The organism is Enterococcus sp. DIV1206 (assembly GCF_051712485.1).
Classification (GTDB): Bacteria; Bacillota; Bacilli; order Lactobacillales; family Enterococcaceae; genus Enterococcus; species Enterococcus faecalis.
Genome location: NZ_JBIOOZ010000001.1, coordinates 571,275 through 594,882, shown reverse-complemented (window position 1 = coordinate 594,882; position 23,608 = coordinate 571,275). Strand labels below are relative to the sequence as shown.

Genomic DNA, 23,608 nt, shown 5'->3' with positions numbered 1-23,608 from the left:
GGCTTCTCTATTTTTTATTTGTGACTTTTCAAAACGCCATGTAGCATAAATTGAATAAATTTTTTGACATCGTCATCCACTGTTTTTCGCTGGTACGTTTTTTCAATACTTAATAATGCACTAACGTTATATAAAATAAACCGAGTTGCATCATCTACACTGATGCCCTCTTGTAAGCAATTGGTTTCAGGTTCACTTTCAAAAATAGCCGCAATATTATTGATATAGGTTTTTTTGAAAATTTGATACAGCGTACGATTGTAATCAGGGCCCATTTCTTGAAACATGTCGTTCAACATTAAGAAAAGATTGGTCGGATGTTCATCTAACAAAACTTTGATTAATTGATAAAGTTTTTCTTCTACTGATGCATTTCCAGAAACAATTGGGACTAATTCTTCCTGAACACGGGACGTTAATTCTTCAATCACAGCTAAATACAGTTCTTTTTTATTTTTAAAATGGTGATAGAGATTCGGTTGGGTAATGTTCGCTTTTAAAGCAATTTCACGAGTGGAGGTATTTTTGAACCCCTTTGTCATGAATAATTCAGAAGCGACAGACAAAATAATTTGCCGTGTACGTTCTAAATCAGCTTTGCGTTTATTTGGCTTTTCCATGGTTTTCTCGCCCCCTGCTGCTTTTTATTTTAGCATATTCTCCGGCAAGAAACGAGAGACCTTTATACAAAAAACGAAAAATATACAATCAATGTGCCTGCTATTTGGAGAAGAATCGCGCAATAATACCACCGCTGCAAATGTGTCAACCAGCCTTTTTCGCCCCCAAGATAAATCAACCACTGCATTCCAGATAAAAAACTATTAGCCAACAACCAAAAAAGTAGTGCCGATTTTATCCATCGATTCTCTCTGAATACACTCAGTACAAACAAAGGATTTAGCACCAAAAACGTGCGCCGTAATTGCCGTACATTCCTCATTTTTCCATTGATATTTCTCCTTTTTCTATTTAGCATAGCAAAAAGAGCCTGGGACAAAAATCACTTTGAATTTTTGTTCCAGGCTTAAAAATTGATAAACGGCGGGAACAGAAGCAACTCCTTCGGAAATAAGTCAAAATTCTCCAAAAATTATAGAACAATTTTCGGAAATTCCTTCTTATTTCTCGGAGTTAAACACTTCTGTCCCGACCTCTTTCAACTTATTCAAAAACAAATTGATTTTTATAAAGTTCCGCATAGAATCCATCTTGTTCAACTAGTTCATGGTGGTTGCCTTCTTCAATGACTTCACCGTCTCGTAAAACAATAATCCGATCCGCATTTAGAATCGTTTTCAAACGATGGGCAATCACAAAACTGGTGCGCCCTTTAATTGCTTCGTCCATCGCTTTTTGGATTTTAGCTTCTGTTACTGTATCAACATTACTTGTTGCTTCATCCAAAATTAATAATTCTGGATTGGTAATAATCGTTCGTGCAATACTTACTAATTGCTTTTGTCCCGTACTGAAAAGGTTATTCTCTTCCGTAATCTCAGTATCGTAGCCTTGCTCAAGATTTACAATAAATTCATGGATATTCGCTTGTTTCGCTGCTTGAACAATTTCTTCATCCGTGGCCTCTGGCTTACCAAAAGCAATATTCTCACGAATTGTTCCTGAAAATAGAACGGACTCTTGCAAAACAATGCCTACATGTGAACGCAAGCTATCTAAATCCATTTCACGAATGTCCACACCATCAAACGTCACGGCGCCTTCATTCACATCATAAAAGCGATTCATTAAATTCATAATCGTTGTTTTTCCTGAGCCTGTCGGTCCGACTAAAGCGACCATTTCACCTTTATCCACATGAATAGAAACATCTTTCAACACAGGCGTTTCTGGATTATAGCCAAAAACAACATGATTTAAAGCCACAGCTTTGTTAATCTCTTCTAATTTTTCGCCATTTTCGGGACGAATTTCATCTGGTTCATCAAACATCTCATTTAAACGACGAGCGCCTGTAACAGCTAATTGAATCATGCTATAACCTGAAGAAATTTGCATCAATGGTTGATAATATTGTTGAGAATATTGGACAAACATAACGACTAAACCTAACGCAGCGGCACGATCAACAGAGCCATTGATTGCTAACCAACCACCAAAGAAAATAACAATTGCCGTATTGACTAATGACATTCCTTGCATCATTGGGAAAAGTAATCCTGAATACACTTGACCTTTATACGTAGCTGCACGGACTTTTTCATTTTGCTCTAAAAAGCCGTCAATGGTTTCTTCTTGTAAGCCATTAGTGATAATCACACGTTGCCCACTAATTTTTTCATCCATATAGCCATTTAATTTACCCACTTCATCTTGTTGTAAATCGACATATTTACGCGCCTTGCTAATCACAAAGACCGCAATTAAAATCGCAATCGGCGTAGAAGCAATTGTGGCCCATGCCAGTTCCACATTTTGACGGAACATCATGATTAAGACACCAACCAATAAGGCAATATTGGTTAATACTTGTAGCAACGCTTGGTTTAAACTGTTTTGGATGTTGTCTAAGTCACTAGTAAAACGACTTAAAATTTCACCATCTTGATGAGAATCAAAGAAACGAATCGTCAATTTTTCTAATTTATTAAACAAACCAATCCGCATGCGGTTTGTCGATTTTCCCACGACTTGTGTAAAGAGAATACTATAAATGAAACTAGCGGCACTAGTTAAGACATAAAAAATGAGCAGTTTCCAAATGACAGAAACGAACGCACTTTTATCGTCTTTTCCTTGCATCACATTAACCGCATATTTCGCTAATTCCTGAATAGCTTCCCCAACGAATTGCGGCGCTTTGACTTGTAAATAAGTCGCTGCGAAAATTGCTAAGAAAATAAAGAGGAAAGAAACTTTGTAACGTTTTAAATAATGATAGAAAAATTTACTAGCTTTTATTAAATCAGTCATTAAGCTTCCTCCTTTCCTTTTTGAGTTTCGTAAATTTCTTGATACACGGGGTTCGTAGCTGCTAATTCTTCATGCGTGCCTTCCCCGACTAAACGTCCATTATCCAATACTAAAATACGATCTGCATGGACAACAGAAGAAATTTTTTGGGCAATAACGATCGTGGTAGTCTCTTTTAACTCTTTATCCAACGCTTCTCGGACTAACCGCTCCGAACGAGCATCCAACGCGCTGGTACTATCATCTAAAATCAAAATTTTAGGCTCACCAATCACACCTCTTGTAATTGATAACCGTTGTTTTTGTCCACCAGAAAAGTTATTACTCCGTTCTTCGACGGGTGCATCATAACCTTCTGCTAATTTTCCAATAAATTCCTTGGCTTGGGCGATGCCTGAAGCCCGTTCCATGTCCGCTTCAGAAGCGTCACGTTTACCATGGCGTAGATTTTGCGCAATCGTTCCAGAGAACAGGATTGCTTTTTGCAACACAAAGGAAACTGTTTTTCGTAAACTGTGTTCGTTCACTTCTCGTAAATCGACACCACCAACTTCAATCTTTCCTTCTGTCGGATCAAACAAACGTGGAATTAATTGTGCCAATGTAGATTTACCAGCGCCAGTTGCGCCCACAATCCCAATCATTTCACCTGGCTGAATAGAGAAAGTGATGTCTTTCAAGGTATCTTCTTCATCCCCAGGATAACGGAAAGATACGTGATCAAACTCAACACTACCAATTAACTCTTGTTCTGGGACTTTTTTGTAGGTAACATCTGGTTCTGTTTCCATCACTTCTTTAATCCGCTTAATGGAAACAGCGGCACGAGAAGTCATCATCATCATCATTCCGCCGATAATAATCGCCATCATGATTTGCATTAAATAGTTCATAAAGGAAGCGACACCACCGATTAAAGTTGGATCGTCCTTGACTAAGTTACTCACAAAGAAAATCGAGCCTACAACGGCTAAGTTCGCCACCAACATAAACGCTGGAATCATCACAGCAAATAAGCTACCTACGATTAAGTTATGGGTGGTTAATTCTTCACTCACTTTTGTAAAACGTGACAATTGATTTTTTTCTTGAACAAATGATTTGACGACACGAATGCCTAACAAATTTTCTTTTGCGATACCATTAATCTTATCAATCAAGTTTTGAATAATCATGAAATGCTTGCCCATTTGCGAAAAGGACAGCATAGAAATCAAAATAACTGCGATGACAAGTGCAACAATCACCCACCATAGTTGTGGCAAGGTTAGCATCGCTAAAATAAAACTCCCGATAAATAAAAAAGGAATTCTAAAAAGTGTCTGCAACGCAATCATAATGACATTTTGAATTTGAGTAACGTCATTTGTTAAACGAACAACTAAGTTACCTGCTGAAAATTTTTCGATATTGCCAAATGAAAAAGTTTGGATTTTGCGGAAAGTTGCTTCACGAATGTCAGCACTGACACCTTGGGCAACTTTGGCAGAAAAAATTGTATTAATAACCCCTGCAACGAGTCCTAATCCTGCAATGGCAATTAATTGAATCCCTAAGTTTTTCATTTTGTCGCTATCGTCATTCATAATTGCTTCCAACACTTGTTGTAACAATTTTGGTTGCCAAAGTGCTGAGACAACCATTACGATCACCGCCAACAAGGCAATAACTACCGAGCCTTTGTATTTTTTGGCGTGTTGAATAATAAGGTCCATCTTATCCCTACTTTCTTAAAATAGTTCCCTGCTTCTTCAGTGTTGGTCTGCGAATTCTTCCCCATTACAAAAAAATCAATTTGCTCATTGACTTCACCAATTTAACACTGTAAAATAAGGCCGATTCATAATTTACCATTTTTAGTGGTAAAATACAAGCGAACAAGTTAATTTTTCACAAGTTTTTCCTATCATAAAGTGTACCTTCTTTTTGATAAACTTACGAAGATAACGTTTAATAGGAGCTAAAATCATGGAACCGAAATTATCAAAAGACACGATTATTGCAGCCGCATTTTCTTTGTTAGAAAAAAGTCCTACTTTAGAACAACTTTCTATGCGTAAAGTCGCCAAACAGCTTGGTGTACAGGCGCCCGCAATTTATTGGTATTTTAAAAATAAGCAAGCCTTACTTCAAAGTATGGCTGAAGCGATTGAAGAGCACTTTCAAGAACCTGCATTATGTGGTGAATGGTATTCTGACTTACTGGCCTTCATGGAAAACTATTATGATCTCTATCAACAATTTCCCTGTGCCGTAGCCATCGAAATCCAAACCGTCCCTGCCTATCCCCAACGATTACGCCATTTGAATCAAATGATGGGCATTTTAAGAGAAGCAGGTTTTTCACCAGAAATGACTCATTTAGCAGTAACGTCTTTACAACATCTTTTATTTGGGATGATTATGGACGCAACGGAGGAAAAACAGCTCGTTTCGCAAGTGTTGAACGGAGATGACTATTTAAAAGAACAAGTGCTGCACATGAAACAATATGTCTCCGACAATGAGTTAACGTACATGGAGGAAAGCATTCAATTTCGACACTCCATCCACCAAAAATCCGCCTTTATTCAAGCCGTTAAAACCTACTTAGATGGGTTGCAAGCAGACAACACATCTTCATCTAAATAAAAAAAGCCCTTGGTCCGTCAGTCATTTCGACTGACGGACCAAGGGTTAACTTTTAAAATAAATCTTGAAAACTACTTTCTCTATTTTGGTATTGGTAGCCAAGCCAAGGCTTTTTGAATCCATTCATCCCAGAACACCCAGTCATGTTCTCCTGGTCCAGTTTCAAAAGTGTAACTTGCCTGTGCCTGTTCCAACGCTTGAGCCATCTGTTGATTAGCAGAAAGTAACATATCTTGCTCCCCACAACAAAGGTAAAATTGGGGCATTTCTGTTTGGCTTTCTACTAATTGTTGTAGTAAATACAGCGGATCGTGAATAGAACCTTCAATTTGATCTAACGGGCCAAAAATACCTTCCCAATAGCTTCGCTTACGGACTTTTAATAATTCCCCAAAACTAGTGGATGATAAACTGACTGCCCCAGACAAAGAAGCAACGGCTGCAAAAGATTCTGGTTTCGCTAATCCTAATTTCAAGGCGCCATAACCACCCATTGACAAACCAGCGGCAAAGGTTTTTTCTCGTTTTGTACTTAACTGTGGAAAGAGTTGATGACAAATTTTCGGTAATTCTTCTGAGATAAACGTCCAATAGTTCATATCGTATTGTGTGTCCGTATACCAAGCTAAATCCGTGGACGGCATAATGACAGCAATCCCCAAATCAGTGACATACCGCTCAATAGAGGTTCTGCGAGCCCAGACACTGTGATTCCCTCCCATCCCATGTAATAAATACAACACGGGAATATCTGTTAATGCTGCTTGGGTACTTGTGCCCACTTTTTTTACCGTTTCTTGTGGTAAAATTACGTTCACATTCACTTCCATTTCCAATACATTTGAATAAATATTTGCTTGTAAAAAGGCCATCTACTTTTCCCTCCAATACTCTTTCTATTAGTGTACCACTAAACCTTCGCTCGTTGCGCTTTTGCGAAAATATTTAACAAAAGAGCAACAACAACTAAGCCCGCACCCACTAAGTAAACATTATGCAGACCTGCATAGAGGATACCGCGTAATGGTTTTAACAACGCAGCTGGAATTAAATTTGCAGTATGTGGATTCACTAATTGATTCATGACATCTGCATCGACGTTTAACGCGCTCGCTTCCAATTTCGCAAACATTCCTGCATTTAAAATCACACCAAAAATTGACACCATCACAGTCTGCCCAATTGTACGCACCAACGTATTAAACGATGTTGCAACCCCCATTTTTTCAGGCTCCACTGTACTTTGTGCTGTCACCGTAGTCGTTGTGATAGTAATCCCAAAACCAACTCCTAAGACAGAAGACACTACAAAGAAAAGCCAAAACGGAACGGCCATTGGCATTACCACTAAAAAGATGGCCCCGACTAATAGAATCGATAACCCAATCGTTAAGACTTTTTTCATAGCATATTTTTCCATAAAGCTACTTGCTATAAATGATCCAGCCATCCAAAGTAACGACATAGGCGCTAAAACTAAGCCACCAATTCCTGCACTTTTTCCTAAGACACCTTGCATCCACATCGGAATGTAGACATCAATCCCCATTAAGAAACCGCTAATAAGCGCTGCAATAAGATTTACTAAAACAAACGTTGGTTGATTAAATAAATGCAAATCAATCACTGGGTCTTGCGCGCGTTTTTCTATCATCACAAACGCTACAAAAAAAAGCACACTCAAACTCAAACAACCAAATGTTACTAATGTAAAACCATTATCGCTAATCATTTGAAAACCTAGCAATAACGTTAGCAGAACGGCCATCAAAGTAACGCTGCCCAAAATATCCATTGGCATCTTGGTCCGTTCCCGCTTTGGTTCAACTAAGAAAATACTAATCAAGCCCAATAAAACAAGTCCAATAGGAACATTAATGAAGAAAATCCAATGCCAACCGACTGTATCTACAATAAAACCACCTGCTAACGGACCAAAAATACTAGCAATTCCCCAGGCGGCACTGTTTAAACCTAAAATTTTCGCTCGCTTGTCCAATGTATACATGTCGGCAATAATCGTTAACGCAACTGGTAAAATTGCGCCTGCCCCCACACCTTGAATTGCGCGGGCAATAATTAAAGTCAACATATCTTGGGCAAAGCCACACAACGAGGAGCCCAAAATAAAAATAATAATGCCAATCATGAAGACAGGTTTACGACCAATTTTATCCGCAAGTTTCCCATAAATCGGTGTTAACATCGCATTCGTTAATAAATAAATTGAAAATACCCAGTTCATAATTTCCATGCCATGTAACGAGCCGACAATCGTTGGCATCGCAGTAGACACAATGGTCCCTTCAATGGCTGTCATAAATGTTGCCACAAAAACACTCACCGTGACTAACTTAACATTTGTTTCTTTTGCCATTTGTTCACATCCTTTTCTATTCAATTGTCAATTTTCTAAATTGCTCCATAGCTATTCTATACAAAAAAGAACAAAATGTCTTAAAAAAATGCTTTTTCATAAAAAAATTATTGCAAAAAAAACAAGAAGTCAGCCAATACTTGGCTGACTTCTTGTTTTTTTTATTTAATTATTCAGCTAAACTAGCTTTTAACGCTTCAACTTTATCTGTTTGTTCCCAAGGTAAATCAATATCTGTTCGACCAAAATGACCATAAGCCGCAGTTTGTTTATAAATTGGGCGACGTAAATCTAGCATTTCAATAATACCTGCTGGACGTAAATCAAAGTTTTTACGAACTGCTTCGATTAATTTACTTTCTGGAAGATCACTCGTACCAAACGTATTAATAGAAATAGACACTGGTTGCGCCACACCAATTGCATAAGCTAATTGGACTTCTACTTTTTTCGCCAAACCAGCAGCAACAATGTTTTTCGCGATATAACGCGCAGCATAACTAGCAGAGCGGTCAACTTTGGTTGCATCTTTTCCAGAAAAAGCACCGCCGCCATGACGAGCATAACCGCCATAAGTATCAACGATAATTTTACGACCAGTTAAGCCGGCATCTCCTTGAGGGCCACCGATTACAAAGCGACCAGTTGGGTTGATAAAGTATTTTGTTTCATCATCTAAAAGTTCATGAGGAATCACCTCATTGATTACTTGTTCTTTAATGTCTTTTTCGATTTGTTCTAAGGTTGTTTCATCATCATGTTGTGTACTGATGACAATCGTATCCACACGTTGTGGTTGACCTTGATCATCATATTCCACTGTTACTTGAGATTTTGCATCAGGACGTAAGTAAGGTAAGACTTTTCCCTTCCGCAATTCTGCTAAACGGCGAACCAAACGATGACTTAACGCGATCGGTAATGGCATTAATTCTGGTGTTTCGTCAACGGCAAAACCAAACATTAAGCCTTGGTCGCCAGCGCCAATATCGTCTTTTTCATCTTGATCACGCACTTCTAAGGCTGCGTCAACCCCTTGAGCGATATCAGGTGATTGCTCATCGATTGCTACAAGAACTGCGACAGTCTCTCCATCAAATCCATATTTTGCTCGTGTATAACCAATATCTTTCACAGTTTGACGAACAATTTTTTGGATATCTACATAAGCTGTTGTAGAAATTTCTCCAAATACTAGGACTAAACCAGTTGTTACGGATGTTTCACATGCCACGCGGGCCATCGGATCTTTCTCCAAAATCGCATCTAAAATTGCATCACTGACTTGGTCAGCTACCTTATCTGGATGTCCTTCTGAAACGGATTCTGATGTAAATAAATGTCTTTCTGTCATAATGTTATTCCCCCTAAATAGTTTCGGTTACAAGGCATCTTTAGTAAGTAACGACAATTACTTGCTAAATCCTTTCGGGAACTTGTAACAAAAACAGTATACCAGATATCTAAAAAAAAAGCTTAGGTTTTCAAGAAAATCATTAAATTACCTATATTTGCTTTTCCTATAACAAAAAACTTCCAGCCCCTTTCATCTGAGCTGGAAGTTTCTTGCTACTGTAAAATTTTCTCCGCGATAAAGTGTGTGTATTGCTCGCCACCTGCCACATTTGGATGAACTCGGTCATCATAAAACCAATCATCATGGGCGTTACTATAATTAAACCAGTCAATGACCGTTAAGTTATCGTATTTTTTGTCCATTTGACTAAGTAAACTATTCACTTGATTTTGCCATCTTCTAGTTGGAACGCGAACATTAATCCAATAAACTTTTCGATTACCTAACGCTTTCATAAATTCATCAAATTGTGCCTCTGTAAAAGGACCATTTGTACCTAAACTCACTAAAACAGTATCTTTGAGCATTTTCTTTTTGTCTAGTTCACCAATTAGTGAAATGCTACTATACAATTGACGGCCCACTTCCCCATCGATAATCATTTTAGGGAAAATATCTTGTAACCCGCTAGCACCATCTAGAATAACAGAATCACCAATAGTTGTGATTTCTAAATTCTGCGCTTTTTTTACTTGCTCTGGTGTGAGTTGTGTGGGTAGAACGTCTTGGCTTTCACTCGGTTTTGTACTACTTTCTGTGGACGTGCTACTATTTTTCGTGCCACTTTCTTGGACTTCTTTTTTACGTTCTTCAATTTTTTGCTGATTTTTCGCAATATTTTTTTCTAGTTGCTCTTGTTGCGCACTTTTAGCGTTTGCTGGAGCCACAATTAAACCGAATACTGCAATCACGCTAATCACTGTCATAAAGGCCATTGTCCCTTTTTCACGAAGGTCCCACGGTTTCCGTAAAAACTCAGTGAATTGAGTCCAGACATCCTTATAAGACAATCGTGTCAGTGGATGTTCGATAAAACGATATGACAATTCGCTCACGACTAAAATTAATGCTATTTCAACCAATGAATGTAGAAAAACATGGTCCGATAAGGTCTTAATTTTGGCCTCATAAAAAATCATGATTGGGAATTGATACAAGTAAATGCCATAACTCCGTTTACCTATCCACGTAAAGACTGGATTCGTTAACCAACGATTCATATCTGCCCCTGGATGTGCAGTGACGGCCACTAAGACAGTGGCTGCCAAACTAATTAAAAACATGCCGCCGTAATAAACAAAATTTGTATGATCTGATAATGTTAAAAAGGCTAATACTAAAAGAACTAAGGCACTTAAACCAGCACCATTTAAGATTTTTTTAGAGGCTTCTGGAATTTCTTCTTTCAAACGTGTGCTTGGCCAAACATACGCCAATGCACTACCTAGTAAAATAGAAAAAACACGTGTGTCTGTTCCATAATAGACACGTGTAGGATCTGCGCCAGGAACATATAAAACGGCCATCAGCGTCACCGAAATTAAGGCGCCGATTAAAACTAAGCTGAAAATTCGACCGCGCTTACGAACAAAGCGTTCCAGAAGAATAAAAAGTAATGGCCAAATTAAATAATTTTGCGCTTCAACTGCCAATGACCAAATATGTACAAATGGCGATTGTGTCGCAAATCCATCAAAATAAGAAAACCCTTTAAAAATTTGCCACCAGTTGTTGTAATAAAAAACACTACTAGCGACAACGCTGCGAATATTGTTTAATAAATCCTGCTGAAAGAGTGTAATATAACTAACTGCACTTAAAAGCATCACAATTAATGCTGGATACAGCCGTTTCATCCTTCGCACATAAAATCCTTTTAAATCAATGGTCTGATTTTCTGCCCATTCTTGCCGCAACAAGTCGTTAATAAGATAACCTGAAACAACAAAGAAAATCGGAACACCTAAGTAGCCACCTCGCATGACTTGGGGAAAAAGGTGATACAAAATCACGCCAATTACAGCGATCGTCCGAATGCCATCAAAACCTGTAATATAGCGTTTTTTCTTGCTATTTGCTGTCTGATTCATTTGTGCTTTCCAACTTTTCTATAAAATTATTCTTTTCCTTTATTTAAAGAAGCAAGTAACTTTAATATACGTTTTTTCCTAGGAAATGGCAAGCAAACTTTGCCTCCTTTAGGCTTTTTTTACAATTCAAAAAACCAACATTTTTTAAATCACAAAAAAACAACCAAAGCTTATGAAAATTACTCATAAGCTTTGGTTGTTTACTCATATCGTTTTCGTTTAGATGAAGATGGAATCCCTAGGGCTTCACGATATTTTGCCACCGTTCGCCGGGATATTTCCATGCCTGAATCTTTTAATCGCTCGACTAATTTTTGATCAGATAACGGTTTACTTTTTACTTCTTGATCAATTAATTTTTGTAGTTGCTTTTTAACCATCGTTGTTGAGACATCCTCGCCATCTTCTTCTGATGAAAGAATACTTGTGGAGAAGAATGAGCGCAATTCAAAGACGCCAAACGTGGTTTCTAGATATTTTCCATTGACCGCACGACTAACTGTCGATTCATGAATAGACAAAGCATCCGCAATTTCTTTTAAAGTCATTGGTTTTAATGGCCGATCTGCTTCTAAAAAGAAGGCTTCTTGACGGCGCACAATTTCTTGCCCTACACGTAAAATTGTATCCCCCCGCTGATTCACTGCGCGCTCTAACCATTCAAATTCGTTTTTCTTATCCTTAATATATTCTTGGACTTCTTTGTCGTCAGTCTCTTGCATTCGTTTGAAATAATTTTCTTGAAAATTTAATGTCGGTCGACCAGCTTTGTTGGAAATCACCACTATTCGATCTTCCTTGATTCGGACAGTTAAATCTGGTCGAATATACAATTCCTCGGTCGCATCAAAAATATTCCCTGGCGCTGGCGATAACGTTTGTATATAATCAAAAATCAATTGAATTTCTGCTAATTCAATCCCGAATTTTTTAGCTAACGGGCCCCATTTACGACTCACTAAGGCATCAAACTCTTCCTCCAATAAAATATACGCTAAATTAGGCGCGGTATCGTCTCGTTCTGTTTGTAGCATCAAACATTCTTGTAAATTGCGTGCCCCCACACCTGCTGGATCTAGCTGTTGTAACAAAGTTAATGCATCTAGCATTTGAATGGCGCTTGCTTCGGTTTTCACTGCCGCTTCTTCTAACGAAATCGTTAAATAACCATTCACGTCTATATATTCTACTAAAAACAATACCAATGTTCGCAAGTATGTATCGCGGTAATTCAAATGAATTTGATCAATTAAAGACTCAAATAATGATAAATGATAGTCTGGAATTTGATTCATATAATTATTTTCTTCGTCTTGATTGGTGTAAGAATGACTAGTTATCGGAAAATCTGTGGTGTACTGCGTGTCTACTTGTAAATCAATCAATGGATTCTCTAGTGCTTTCGCTTCAACAAAGGCAGCGAGTTCTTCCGTATTAAATTGTAAAATTTGAATGGATTGTTGAAGCTGTTGAGTCATGGCCAACTTCTGGACTTGTTTTTGTTGTTGGGACATTCGTTGCTCAAATTTCATTATTTTCGTCCTCCCTCTTGTAATTTTTGTCAATATCAGCTAAACTAGTATTCGTGCCGCGCCCTTAGTGTAGTGGATATCACGTAAGATTCCGGTTCTTGAGACGGGGGTTCGATTCCCTCAGGGCGCGTTATTTAAATATGTTGATTTATCAACGTTTCTGGACACTCTTTACTGGCCTAATGAGTGTCTTTTTTCTCGTTTGGGGACGAACTCTAGGGACGAGTTTTCCATCAATAGCCTTTTTTCAAACTTTTCATGTGTTGAAAGGTCTACCACGCTTTCAGTATTAATATATATCTTTGTTATATTTGTATCTGAATGCGTCAGCATCTGAGAAATTTGTTCCATAGTAGCTCCACCTTCATAAGCCAACGTACTAAATGTATGTCTAAACATATGAGGTGTAGCATGAACTAAATATGGGTGTCTCTTTTCCACAGCATTAATTCTATGATTCAAATAATCAATATGCACAGGAACATTTAATTTATTCGTTTTTCTCGTTTTATAGGTAAACACAAACTGCTCATCCGTTTGTACAATTCCTATTTTTAATAGCTCTTCTTTTTGTTTTTCTTTCCAAATCATCAATAATTTTAATAGAAATTCTGGAATGTGAAATCTAGTTTTTTTGTTTCCTTTAGTTGAAGTTATATTTCCCTTTGCATCCTTGCTTTGAATCAATAGAATACTTCCACCGAAATTAAAATCAACATGCTTCCATTGTAACGCATAGCTTTCACTTTTTCTATCTGCTAAATGAAGAGTTAACATAAACAACACATAATCTTGCAAAGATAAAATACCTTTTTCAAAATCAGTTTGAAAAGCTTGAATCCAAACTACCAATTCTTTAGCGCTTAAAGATTCCCCTAATAATTCACGTTTTTCTTTCAAACTATCTTTCTTTGGTTCCCCAATATATCGAATAATTTTAGCAACATTGTTGTTGTCAATATAATCCAAAAAATCTGCCACATCAAAAACATTGTTAACATAACTTTTTAACGCTTTAATATTCGCATATTCCCTTGATTTTTTATTTAGTTCTCTTACCAAAAGTTCTTTATTACTATTCAATTCAAATAATGTAAATGAACCAAACAAAGGTAAAATATGCAATCTAAATATACGTTCTGCATTATCTATTGTTGCTTTTTTCGGCGCTTTTCTACTTCCTAACGACCCAGAAATATACATTGACCAATAAATATTCTTAAAAAAATTTTCAAATGTAATTCCTTGTTTTCTATCAAAGATATTACCATTCTGTTGCTTTTGTACTTGTTTTATTTTCTCTAAAAGTTCTTTTTCTACAAGAAACGCTTCTTCATACGAAGAATAAGTTTTTTTAAATCTAGCTGTCGTTAGTCCTAAAAATTCTCTGACATCTTTTGGATAATAAACGTCTACTTTAAAATTACCACTTGCCATTTTTGTTATTGACAATTCAACTTCTCCTTTCTATCAGAAAGAGAAGACTACCTTCTGATTATATATTAAATTGCTTTTTATTTGTTAATTATTTTCTGTTTGATTGATACTTTTTTAACCATTCATCAATTTCTTCTTTCGGATACAAAATAATGCCTTGAATATTAATTCTAGGCATTCCAGCTTCAATCAATCTATCAACAGTATTGTTGGATAAATTTAAATACACACATATTTGCTTTTTCTTTAAGTATTTTTCATTTGAAACTAAGCCATCTTTAAGATGGTTAATTTCGTTTAATAGCAATTCATGTAAAGATTTTTTAATTAATTCTTGTTGATCTTCTGATAATAAAACTTGCATTGTCATTTCGCTCATTTATTTTTTTCCTTTCTTACTCTATATATTTACAAACAAAAAAAGAGTAATGATAGGAAACATCACTCTTAAACATTCTTTTTATTCTCATTATAAAACAAACTTAATACTCTTGTTTTATCGTGTTATAAGTCATTTCTGAAACTTTTCTATTTTCTACTCCAACTAACAATAACACTTTGATATTCATTCCGTTTTGCTTACAATTCAAAACAATCGCATATTTATTACGAGTAAATAAAAAGCTTTAAAAGAATTACAAATATAGTAAAACCAATTGATTCTATACAAATAATACAATAAATATAAATATTTCAAACTTGTTTAGTCGTTTTTTAGACATCATAAAATAACTACTCATTTATAGCTTCTTTTAGTTTAGTAAGCTGTCCTTCTAAAACATGTGTTTTATCATCGTCCATTGAATTTAATATATCAATAATATCTTGTAAAAATTTTGGTCTATGAAAAGGATCAAATTCTGGATGACTTGATTCTACGAAATATTTAAAAGTATTTGCATCTCTGGTATTATTCAATTCTTTAACATCTTGATCTCCCCAAAAAACAAATCCACTATCAACTCCGTAAAATCTTTTTTTACTGTTAACATATTCCTTAATTGCTTCTTCTCTATCATTAGCTCCATATCTATTTGCATCAGTTTGCAAGTAAAGTAAAAAATTCAATAAACCAAGAAAAATAACCATGTTTAATTCATTAAATATTTTTTCTGTTAAATTACTCAATCTAAAAACATCAATTTCTTTCTTTTTTTTACTATACATATCTCTAATCCACAATAAAAAAATAGATTCCAATAAACTTTTTTTCTCACTATCGTTAAAACTACTAATTATTTTATTTACCCATTCAGCAGGGCGATCTAAATGATCATATAAAAAATGAAATAATATCCTTCCCTCCAACCTATCCATAAAAAAATATTTTAAGGCTCCAACATCATTATTATTTGTAAATTCTTCAAAATTTGTCGCGAAGTTATAACATTTCCCTTCATCAGTCTCTAAAGATTTAAGATAACTTTCAAAAAATTCGCCAACTCTAAAAGCATACAAATTAGAGATTGAATTTCTATTTGAGGAACAGTCTTCTACCACTTCAAAAACAAATCTATGGAATATATCACTATTATTAAACATTATAGTTTTATTTTTTGTAAGTTCCAAAAGAAGTTTACTTTTTGTCTCATAACTGTTTCTATCTTTATAATACCTAACATATATACCCAATATTTCTTTTTCATCTAAATCTACAATACTAAAATTACTTCCTAAAACTGTAATCCATATATCTAAATCCCTATCTTCTCTTAATCCATCAAGCATTTTAATTCTAAGTTTATTCCTATAATTCATTCCCTTTGAGTCTCTAATCATAATCCATTTGTAGCATCTTCTAAAGAAATAAAACATCATTGTAACTCCAGATACATATATAAAAAACAAAAGTGGTCTTATTAATAAAAAATCCCAAAAAATTAGAGTAAAAGTTATGAACGACAGTGCAACTAACGTTTTTATACCAATCACATATTTAAATATAATAGTTTTATCCCATTCAATTGAACCCGAATCTTTATTACCTACATTTTCTATTAAAAAAATGAAATAGGCACGAGCAATGCTAATATAGCCGCCGAAGTTGCTATAAGACCGTCATATGTTAATTTATAAAGATCATCACTAAATTTAATATAGAAATAACTTAGATCACGAAAAATTTCAGAATTAAAAAATATACTAAAAAAAGAATCGAACACATAAATGAATCCATTGAATAAAATAAAAAATGCTATCATGCTATCTCCTTTGACTTGTTAAAACTTTAATATTTAGAGTACCATTACTAAATTTGAAAATACTTAATCAATTAAACTTTCCTGATTTATAAATTACTTCATAGTTACCACTAGCTTTCATATCATCAAAGGTTACTTTGCTTTCAGTACTATCTAACCGCTTATCTTCATCATAAAAATAAAATCGTTCTAAGATACTACTTTTATTATCTGCAGGTACCCAAACATCAGCTAAGTACCGTTTAGTATCGTTATCTTTATAAATTAAAAAACTAAAGTTTTCTTCCTTATTCAAATCTTTATAAGATTCTTCTTTAATTATTTCATCTTTAAAATCTTCACCAGTTTTATCTAATTTAGAACTATTACATGCAGCTAATGTGAAAACTGCAACAACCATCAACAAAATTGAAATTACCTTTTTCATTTTCCCATCTCCTTACTTATACATATATTGTACCATTAACTAAAGTACAAATCCATATATATCAAGGTTAATACTCTTGTTTTACAGAATTATAGGTCATTTCTGCTACCTTATTTCCTTTCACTTTTACCAATAAAAGTACTTTTGTTTTCGTTCCGTTTTGCTCACAATCAAGTAAGACTGCATATTCCTTTTTATCATTTTGATATATTGAACTTACTTCACCTTTACTTTCCAATTTCGCACCAGTTTTCACATCAATACCATTTTTCTTTACACATTCAGCAGTCATTAATTTCTTTAATTTTTCGTTGCGATTATTGATACTAGAAAAATTAGCATAAGCATTTCCAAAATCCTCCACTAACTGCTCATTGGTAGCCCCCTGCTCTTCCTCTAATTTTTCCTTACTCTGTGTAGACTTCGTACTACTTTTTTCAATTACTTCACTTCTTTTCGTAGAAGTTATATCATCAACTGCCTTCATGGTAACAGATTCAATCGTTGACGAAGCTACCGTTTCATGAACTTTAGTATTTCCTCCACAAGCAGAAAAAATTAATCCAACGCCTAACAATAAAACTACTAAACTTAACTTTTTCATTTTTTACCTACTTTCTTTTGAATACGCTGTACCTCTTTAACATACACAATCTTTGAAAAAACTCCTTCAGAAAATTTGACACGATATTCTTTATTGCTCACAGCTACTAAAAAACCATCTTGATACTTTTGTACTGCAAATTCATTTTTTCTACATTTAAATTTCGAACAGATTTCTTTTATCTGACGATTAGTTAAACTACTTTTCTTACTCAAAAACATTCACATTTCCTCCTATTTTCTTACTATGCTAGTCACATGCGGGAAATCTAATCCCCAAGTTCGAGAATATTTAGCAACAATTTGACCTTGTTCAGCGTTTTGCTCATAAGTAGTAAACTTGTTTTTACCTTCAACACTTGCCACTACACATAGCAATAGGTAAGCCTTTGATTGTCTATTACCTTAGCTAATGATAATAGTTCGCTCTCCGGCTTTTCCCCTGCTCCACACCGTACATGCAACTTTCACCGCATACGGCGTTCCAACTTCTTCTTTACTTCAAATGAATTTCTGCTAAATTACATTCTTTTCGATATTTGTTGAGTTTCTTCAATTGCTTTTCATTTAACTGAAGCACATTGAAATATTCTTCAATCGTTTGCTTTGTTTTGGCATGGATTAATTTATGAATCCACTCGTGAACTATGACTATATTTTGATAATCATCAGTTCCTCCTTGCTTCTTAGGTACTATATGGTGTCCGTGTGCTATCTCAGAGGTTAGAAATTCTCCTGTAACAGCACACTTACCATTTTGCATAGAGTAACGAGAGAGTTTATTATCCAGAAATTCAATAGATTGATTTTCTGAATACTTTTGACCCATTTTTATCAATTCTGAGCCTATTTTTGGTTTTAACATTTTGATACGCTCTAGTCTTCCTTGTTCGGTGTAATTATTTACTGTTGATCTAAATGGCCATGCTTTATCCCATTTAATACATTCAATTGGATAAAGGTACTCTCCATTTACTCGAAAAGTTCGATGGTTCAAACTGTAAATTTTCTTGTACACCAAAGGTGGACTTCTAGGTATTTCATATTTCCCAATAAATTTTAAACGATTGAATAGGGCTGGCAAACAAGAGTAATATATATCTGAAAAGTCTAGATTTACTCTAGTTGCTTTTTGATAATAATTTTGAATTCCTTTGACAAATAAATTGTAGTTTTTGATATTTTCAAATGTCGGATAACGTTGAATTCGTTTTACTCTTTGACGGACGTCTTTCTTTATTTTCTTTTTGGCTTTTCTAGATACTCTGGAGATAGAAACATATTTCCCTTTTCTTTGCTTTTCAACTTTTATCTCAAAGCCTAGAAATTCTGAGTATCGTTTCCTCAAATTCGTTATTTTTGATTTTTCTTTTGAAATATCTAGTGAAAGTTGATTTCTCAAATATCCTTTAACAGCATGAAATATTTTGATTGCTGATTTTGGAGTATTTGTAAAAATCTTGAAGTCGTCCGCATATCTAACGATATGCATTTCTTTTAATTTGGTTTTCTTTAGAGCACTATACATATACGCATTATCTTTATAAGGGTATCTGCTTTGAAACGTTTCCCATTGATTAGCAATCCACCAATCTAAATCATTTAATACTACATTAGATAATAAGGGAGATAAAATCGCACCTTGTGGTGTTCCTTTATCTAGAGAGCCAATTCCTTTAATGGGAGCTTTTAGCATTTTAGAGATAATCGCCAGTACACGTCTGTCCTTTACACCAATGGTATACAGTTGTTTAATCATTTTTGAATGACTAACATTGTCAAAGAATCCTTCTATATCTACATCAACCACATAATGACATTTACAAGCGTAGGCAACAAAGTTACACCTAGCAATTGCATGTTCTGTCGAGCGGTTTTGTCGAAATCCATAAGAGTGTTTGTAAAATTGTGCTTCACAAATAGGTTCAAGCACTTGTTTAAACATTTGTTGAATCAACCTATCTCTCATTGTGGGTATTCCTAAAGGCCTTGTTTTTCCATTGGGTTTGGGAATTTCAACCCTTCTAACCATTTCTGGCTTGTAATCAACTAAACTCTCTCGAATTTCTCGAATAAACTGAGCCTTATTCTTCATTTTATAATCTGAGATTGTTTGATTATCTACACCAGCTGTTTTTGAGCCCGTGTTTGATTTAATTATTCTGTAGGCTAACAATATATTTCGTTCTGATATAATAATATCGAACAAATTGATTCCCTTTGTTCGATTCTCTAAACTTCTTTGATATAACCAATCAAAAGTTTCTTGCATATTGTAATACTCATAATATCTTAATTCAGTACTCACCGATGGTTACTTCTCCTATTCTAAATAGTCCCATCCTCTTACCAGACCCTGTGAGTTTCATTTAGCAGTATTCATTTTTCAAAGAACAAGTCTTGGGGCTATCCCTCCACGTTCATTACACGCTTCATCAGTACTGTGCCCCTACTCTCACGAGAATTAAGAAATTTCGATTTGTAAAATCTTATATTCAACACTCCGATAACAGTCGTTTGGCATAAGTGTTTCTCGCTTTCCACGTTCCAATAGTTCTAGCTTTGCATATCTACCCTTAGGTGCTTACTGTGGACCTGAATATTTATAGTTTCATTGTTAACTATCCCGAATTTCATAACACAGACTCTTACTCTTCGGTAATATTCCTTACATAACGTAAGCCGTTTTCTTTCGATAAACGTCGGACTATAGATCCGTACATTCGCAAGTTCGTCAGTTTCTCGCTGGAAACATTCTCACCATAGATAGTTTATAGCGTCCCGACCTATCCTCTGCCTTATGAACTGTACATTTCACTTAGGCATTGTTCAGCCGACTTCACCTAACTTCATACCTGGAATTTCTGTTAAAATTTCACGCATGTAGGAGTATCAGACTAGTTGTTTCAGCCAACATGACGGCTTTCATTCCAACTATCGAACTATTAGTTATCATTTATCCAGAAGGATAAATTCTCCCATTTCATGTTTATACATTTATAGGGAAACGTGTCGTACCAGTATGTCCATAAATACTAGTAGCCACACCACCTTGACCAAAATTAATGACATCTCCTGCTTTAATATCCGAGTAATTTGGATTCTTTATCACTTTCCAACCTATTGACGGCCAATTATAATCATTACCAATCTCACTCGCAAACATATGTCCTGTACCCATCATTTGAAAACCTCCTTGTTTTTCAACAAAAAAAGCAGACAATCCATAGCACTGTCCACCATTAACAGTTTGTCCCATTACTTTTTCCAAAACATCAATTTTTCCGCCACCAACATTGGCTGAACCTCCGCCCATGGAACCTGTAGAAAGACGTTTATACCAATTATTAGCACTAGCCTTTCTTTTTACTTGCTCTGCAGGGTCATCTTTTGTTCCAGCTCGTTCCCACAGCTTCAAAATATCTACCGCAAGTGTATTTACATCTTTTAATTTAGACATTCTTTTAAGTAGGTCACTATCAGAACCATCATGATTCCACGCAAAATCCATTTGCAAGGCAACTGATTTCCATTCTTTTTTTTGGCCTTTTGCAAAATTTAATAAATTAACTCGGCGTGCAGAATCCCATTGGCCTAATCCAATACCATAACCGCCTAAACTAGGGTTGTAAGCAATAGCAGAATTAAAAGTCAAATCACTTTGGATTCTAGCAGGGTTTAAACCACTCTCATGTTCCATGTTACCAATCCAAGCAGCTGCAAATTGCATTGTCCCTCCATTTGAGGTAACAAAATTTAAAACTTCTAACGCAACTTTTTCTTGTGGAGTAGCTGGCTGAAACTGGGAAGAATCCCCATTTTCACTTGAAGAGAACACAGCTAAAAATAATAAAAAAGGAAGTATGAAAATAAAACAACTAACAATTAAAACCTTACCTAAAATCTTCATGGTATCTCCTTTCAACAAAAAAGAAGGCTGATAATCATTTCATCAGCCCTCTACAACATCAAAATTATATTCTTCCGTGTTCACACTACCAAAAAACTGTTCCTCTGTTTGTTCTAAATTATTGAAGTTTTCTTCTGTTTGGTAAAATGAATAAACGTTATTTAATGAATCATTATTATTTATGATTAACTCGCTATCCTCTCCACCATCAAAAAAGGCACGTTCTTCACGAGCAAATGCCAACTCATCGAAATTATCGACCCTAACATTTAAATTGTCCGCTATTTCTTGCTCATCAAGTTCTTGAATTGGCTCTTCTCTATCATTTTCACTCGATTCTATAGTTGCCTCTACATTATCAAGTTCATTTTCAATAGTTGGCTCTAATTCAATGTTATTTTCATCAGCTAAAGAAGTATCAGAATCAGATACGTTTTCATTTAAGATAGGAACATCAATTTCTTCTAAAGAATTATCCATTTCATCATCTGTTGAATCTTCAAAATTATCCCCTTCATCAGTTAAAGCTTTATCTTCTATTTCTTCTACTTCCTCATTATCAACATTGGTTGGCTCTTCTACTTCCACAATTTCTTCTTCAGGCAATAAATCATCTTTTAATGGTTGTTGTTCTTCTTGAGTAGGACGATTCAATAATGAATTCAATCCTGCTTTCACCCCAGCAAATTGCCCATTGTCATCAACGAAATGATCTTTTGCTAAGTTTAATGCTTTATCATGTTTTGGCATTAAATGACTAGCGCCATCAGCAACCAACGCTAAATTCCCAGTCGAAGCACCGACACCTGCCTTTACTGCACCAACGCCAACTTCACCTGTACGTTCAACCGTTTCTTTTGTTTTTTCATTCATTTTCGCTTCAAAAGAAGGCTCTTGAACTTGACCATCAGAAAAGAATGATAAAATTTTATATCTGCTTTTCCAAATTTTCCGATACAAAATGATTTTAACCAGTGCCGTAACAATTAATGTGCCTAAAAGAAAAACACCACCAGACATCACAATTAATAAACTACCGCTTACTTTATCCATCAATCCTAAAAACGCTTGGTCAATTATCTTATTGATCCAAAATAACACAGACAAAAAGATACCGAACACAACTGGGAAAAACAAAATACCAATTAATGCTTTAAAAAATTTAAACATCATCATTTGACAACGAGGGAAGAAAGACACTAACGCAATAATTGGAAAAACAAGAATGAGTAAATCAACAATGATTTGAATGACATTGATCATTATATTAATGTATGTGACAGGCACTGCCAAAACTGCTAAATTTACTAAACCCACACCAACACCAAAAGCTTTTTCCATTGTTTTTGCTCCGTCCTGTGCAAAATATGGATTATATTTTTCATGGTCATTAATATATGTTTTTCTATCCTTCTCAAAGTCTTTTTTCTCTCCCTTAGATAATTTAGGTTTTTCTAGTAGTTTACTTTCATCTAACTTCTTACCATTCTCCATCTTTCCATCAAGCGAACCACTATTTACAAAATTAAATGTTTGTTTTACTGTCGCATCAAAAATTGGACTTTGATATACTTCTCCATCTTTAGAGCCTTCTGTTCCTAAATTGGCACTTGCCGTAAATGTACTTTGTACTCCTTTAGCAAATTCATTCATTGATTTAATTAAAAATGTAGAACCACTAGATTCTTCTTGCACATGGGTTTCTGGATTAGTATATGCAATATTTCCAAACCAAAACAAGAATAATGCAACTACACCTATATAATGAAGAAATACCTTTGAAAAGTTTCTTCGACTAGAGAAAAAGTGATACAGCAGATAATACGCACTAATAAGAATCGCTAATGCAAGTAAAGAACCATCTCTAAACCCCTTGCCACCAAAGCCACTTAGAACATCTTTTGACATATTCAATACCGTTTCTTGTTTTCCTTCAAAGAAACTAGATTGATTTAAGACATTCTCACAAAAAAGGAAGAAAGAAGCAAACATTCGTAAGATAAAGAATGGTATATCTACAAAGAACCAATTTACTACTTGCCATCCTTTATCCAACAAACCACCATCAACCGTATACGCACTATAACTGTCAATTAGATACTGCATATT

The 23,608-nt window shown here is 35.1% G+C and carries 17 protein-coding genes, 1 tRNA gene, 2 pseudogenes and 1 riboswitch; of the genes and pseudogenes, 2 read left to right on the top strand and 18 right to left on the bottom strand.

Features of this window, described 5'->3' with window-relative positions; genetic code table 11:
* Positions 1-14: 14 nt before the first annotated feature.
* The 3 genes from IGK86_RS02965 to erfC form a co-directional block, all read right to left on the bottom strand.
* Positions 15-620, bottom strand: a complete 606-nt coding sequence (locus IGK86_RS02965) for a TetR/AcrR family transcriptional regulator (RefSeq protein WP_002355664.1) — start codon at positions 618-620, stop codon at positions 15-17.
* 544 nt (positions 621-1,164) lie between these two features.
* Positions 1,165-2,934, bottom strand: a complete 1,770-nt coding sequence (gene erfD, locus IGK86_RS02960) for a multidrug ABC transporter ATP-binding protein/permease ErfD (protein ID WP_002358756.1) — start codon at positions 2,932-2,934, stop codon at positions 1,165-1,167.
* The gene (erfC, locus tag IGK86_RS02955) at positions 2,934-4,649 is read right to left on the bottom strand and encodes a multidrug ABC transporter ATP-binding protein/permease ErfC (protein WP_438742001.1); all 1,716 of its coding nucleotides are present in this window, start codon (positions 4,647-4,649) and stop codon (positions 2,934-2,936) included. The genes erfD and erfC overlap by 1 nt, the downstream gene beginning before the upstream one ends.
* A gap of 253 nt (positions 4,650-4,902) precedes the next feature.
* Here erfC and IGK86_RS02950 point away from each other — a divergent pair, with 253 nt between their 5' ends.
* A complete protein-coding gene (locus IGK86_RS02950) occupies positions 4,903-5,565 on the top strand; it encodes a TetR/AcrR family transcriptional regulator (protein WP_002358755.1) in 663 nt (220 codons plus the stop codon).
* An 80-nt stretch (positions 5,566-5,645) separates the two neighbouring features.
* Here the strand turns inward: IGK86_RS02950 and IGK86_RS02945 are convergent, their stop codons facing one another.
* The 5 genes from IGK86_RS02945 to rpoN all read right to left on the bottom strand — a co-directional run bounded on the left by IGK86_RS02945 (position 5,646) and on the right by rpoN (position 12,921).
* On the bottom strand, positions 5,646-6,437 hold the full coding sequence (locus IGK86_RS02945) for an alpha/beta hydrolase (protein ID WP_016617159.1): 792 nt from the start codon (positions 6,435-6,437) through the stop codon (positions 5,646-5,648).
* Between the two features lie 38 nt (positions 6,438-6,475).
* Entirely contained in the window at positions 6,476-7,942 is a 1,467-nt protein-coding gene (locus tag IGK86_RS02940; RefSeq protein WP_002355658.1) for an MDR family MFS transporter, read from the bottom strand.
* Positions 7,943-8,111: 169 nt separating this feature from the next.
* Positions 8,112-9,296: a methionine adenosyltransferase gene (gene metK / locus IGK86_RS02935; protein WP_016617158.1), complete on the bottom strand. Its 1,185-nt coding sequence runs from the start codon at positions 9,294-9,296 to the stop codon at positions 8,112-8,114.
* Positions 9,294-9,389: riboswitch (SMK box riboswitch) on the bottom strand. Its footprint overlaps the gene before it by 3 nt.
* 122 nt (positions 9,390-9,511) lie before the next feature.
* The gene (locus tag IGK86_RS02930; RefSeq protein WP_002373449.1) at positions 9,512-11,389 is read right to left on the bottom strand and encodes an acyltransferase family protein; all 1,878 of its coding nucleotides are present in this window, start codon (positions 11,387-11,389) and stop codon (positions 9,512-9,514) included.
* A 200-nt stretch (positions 11,390-11,589) separates the two neighbouring features.
* Complete coding sequence (gene rpoN / locus IGK86_RS02925; protein WP_016617156.1) at positions 11,590-12,921, bottom strand: RNA polymerase factor sigma-54; 1,332 nt, start codon at positions 12,919-12,921, stop codon at positions 11,590-11,592.
* A gap of 58 nt (positions 12,922-12,979) precedes the next feature.
* On the opposite strand from rpoN, the gene IGK86_RS02920 reads away from it, so the two are divergent.
* Positions 12,980-13,051 (top strand) — tRNA-Arg (locus IGK86_RS02920).
* A gap of 41 nt (positions 13,052-13,092) precedes the next feature.
* Here the strand turns inward: IGK86_RS02920 and IGK86_RS02915 are convergent.
* The 10 genes and pseudogenes from IGK86_RS02915 to IGK86_RS02870 form a co-directional block, all read right to left on the bottom strand.
* A complete protein-coding gene (locus tag IGK86_RS02915; RefSeq protein WP_025193939.1) occupies positions 13,093-14,373 on the bottom strand; it encodes a tyrosine-type recombinase/integrase in 1,281 nt (426 codons plus the stop codon).
* Between the two features lie 73 nt (positions 14,374-14,446).
* Positions 14,447-14,737: a helix-turn-helix domain-containing protein gene (locus IGK86_RS02910; RefSeq protein ID WP_002407724.1), complete on the bottom strand. Its 291-nt coding sequence runs from the start codon at positions 14,735-14,737 to the stop codon at positions 14,447-14,449.
* Between the two features lie 353 nt (positions 14,738-15,090).
* Entirely contained in the window at positions 15,091-16,116 is a 1,026-nt protein-coding gene (locus IGK86_RS02905) for a phage tail protein (RefSeq protein WP_258150266.1), read from the bottom strand.
* 510 nt (positions 16,117-16,626) lie between these two features.
* Complete coding sequence (locus tag IGK86_RS02900; RefSeq protein WP_002407726.1) at positions 16,627-16,986, bottom strand: hypothetical protein; 360 nt, start codon at positions 16,984-16,986, stop codon at positions 16,627-16,629.
* Positions 16,987-17,053: 67 nt separating this feature from the next.
* Positions 17,054-17,590: an EF0163 family protein gene (locus tag IGK86_RS02895; protein WP_002407727.1), complete on the bottom strand. Its 537-nt coding sequence runs from the start codon at positions 17,588-17,590 to the stop codon at positions 17,054-17,056.
* Complete coding sequence (locus IGK86_RS02890) at positions 17,587-17,811, bottom strand: hypothetical protein (protein ID WP_010826866.1); 225 nt, start codon at positions 17,809-17,811, stop codon at positions 17,587-17,589. The genes IGK86_RS02895 and IGK86_RS02890 overlap by 4 nt, the downstream gene beginning before the upstream one ends.
* A gap of 12 nt (positions 17,812-17,823) precedes the next feature.
* Positions 17,824-17,958 (bottom strand): annotated as a pseudogene (locus tag IGK86_RS02885) (phage tail tip lysozyme); the annotation flags it as partial.
* 127 nt (positions 17,959-18,085) lie between these two features.
* Positions 18,086-19,897, bottom strand: a complete 1,812-nt coding sequence (gene ltrA / locus IGK86_RS02880) for a group II intron reverse transcriptase/maturase (protein ID WP_057086701.1) — start codon at positions 19,895-19,897, stop codon at positions 18,086-18,088.
* Between the two features lie 708 nt (positions 19,898-20,605).
* Positions 20,606-21,499 (bottom strand): annotated as a pseudogene (locus IGK86_RS02875) (phage tail tip lysozyme); the annotation flags it as partial.
* A gap of 42 nt (positions 21,500-21,541) precedes the next feature.
* Positions 21,542-23,605, bottom strand: coding sequence for a hypothetical protein (locus tag IGK86_RS02870; RefSeq protein WP_104877155.1), 2,064 nt, complete (start codon positions 23,603-23,605; stop codon positions 21,542-21,544).
* Positions 23,606-23,608: the final 3 nt, after the last annotated feature.

Excerpts from the sequence above, each read along its gene's own strand:
- IGK86_RS02930 (WP_002373449.1), bottom strand. The coding sequence starts at position 11,389 with ATGAATCAGACAGCAAATAGCAAGAAAAAACGCTATATTACAGGTTTT.
- IGK86_RS02895 (WP_002407727.1), bottom strand. The coding sequence starts at position 17,590 with ATGAAAAAGTTAAGTTTAGTAGTTTTATTGTTAGGCGTTGGATTAATT.
- erfC (WP_438742001.1), bottom strand. The coding sequence starts at position 4,649 with ATGGACCTTATTATTCAACACGCCAAAAAATACAAAGGCTCGGTAGTT.
- IGK86_RS02870 (WP_104877155.1), bottom strand. The coding sequence starts at position 23,605 with ATGCAGTATCTAATTGACAGTTATAGTGCGTATACGGTTGATGGTGGT.
- metK (WP_016617158.1), bottom strand. The coding sequence starts at position 9,296 with ATGACAGAAAGACATTTATTTACATCAGAATCCGTTTCAGAAGGACAT.
- erfD (WP_002358756.1), bottom strand. The coding sequence starts at position 2,934 with ATGACTGATTTAATAAAAGCTAGTAAATTTTTCTATCATTATTTAAAA.
- IGK86_RS02900 (WP_002407726.1), bottom strand. The coding sequence starts at position 16,986 with ATGAAAAAGGTAATTTCAATTTTGTTGATGGTTGTTGCAGTTTTCACA.
- IGK86_RS02945 (WP_016617159.1), bottom strand. The coding sequence starts at position 6,437 with ATGGCCTTTTTACAAGCAAATATTTATTCAAATGTATTGGAAATGGAA.
- IGK86_RS02910 (WP_002407724.1), bottom strand. The coding sequence starts at position 14,737 with ATGAGCGAAATGACAATGCAAGTTTTATTATCAGAAGATCAACAAGAA.
- IGK86_RS02905 (WP_258150266.1), bottom strand. The coding sequence starts at position 16,116 with ATGAATTATAGGAATAAACTTAGAATTAAAATGCTTGATGGATTAAGA.
- IGK86_RS02965 (WP_002355664.1), bottom strand. The coding sequence starts at position 620 with ATGGAAAAGCCAAATAAACGCAAAGCTGATTTAGAACGTACACGGCAA.
- rpoN (WP_016617156.1), bottom strand. The coding sequence starts at position 12,921 with ATGAAATTTGAGCAACGAATGTCCCAACAACAAAAACAAGTCCAGAAG.
- IGK86_RS02890 (WP_010826866.1), bottom strand. The coding sequence starts at position 17,811 with ATGTTTTTGAGTAAGAAAAGTAGTTTAACTAATCGTCAGATAAAAGAA.
- IGK86_RS02940 (WP_002355658.1), bottom strand. The coding sequence starts at position 7,942 with ATGGCAAAAGAAACAAATGTTAAGTTAGTCACGGTGAGTGTTTTTGTG.
- IGK86_RS02950 (WP_002358755.1), top strand. The coding sequence starts at position 4,903 with ATGGAACCGAAATTATCAAAAGACACGATTATTGCAGCCGCATTTTCT.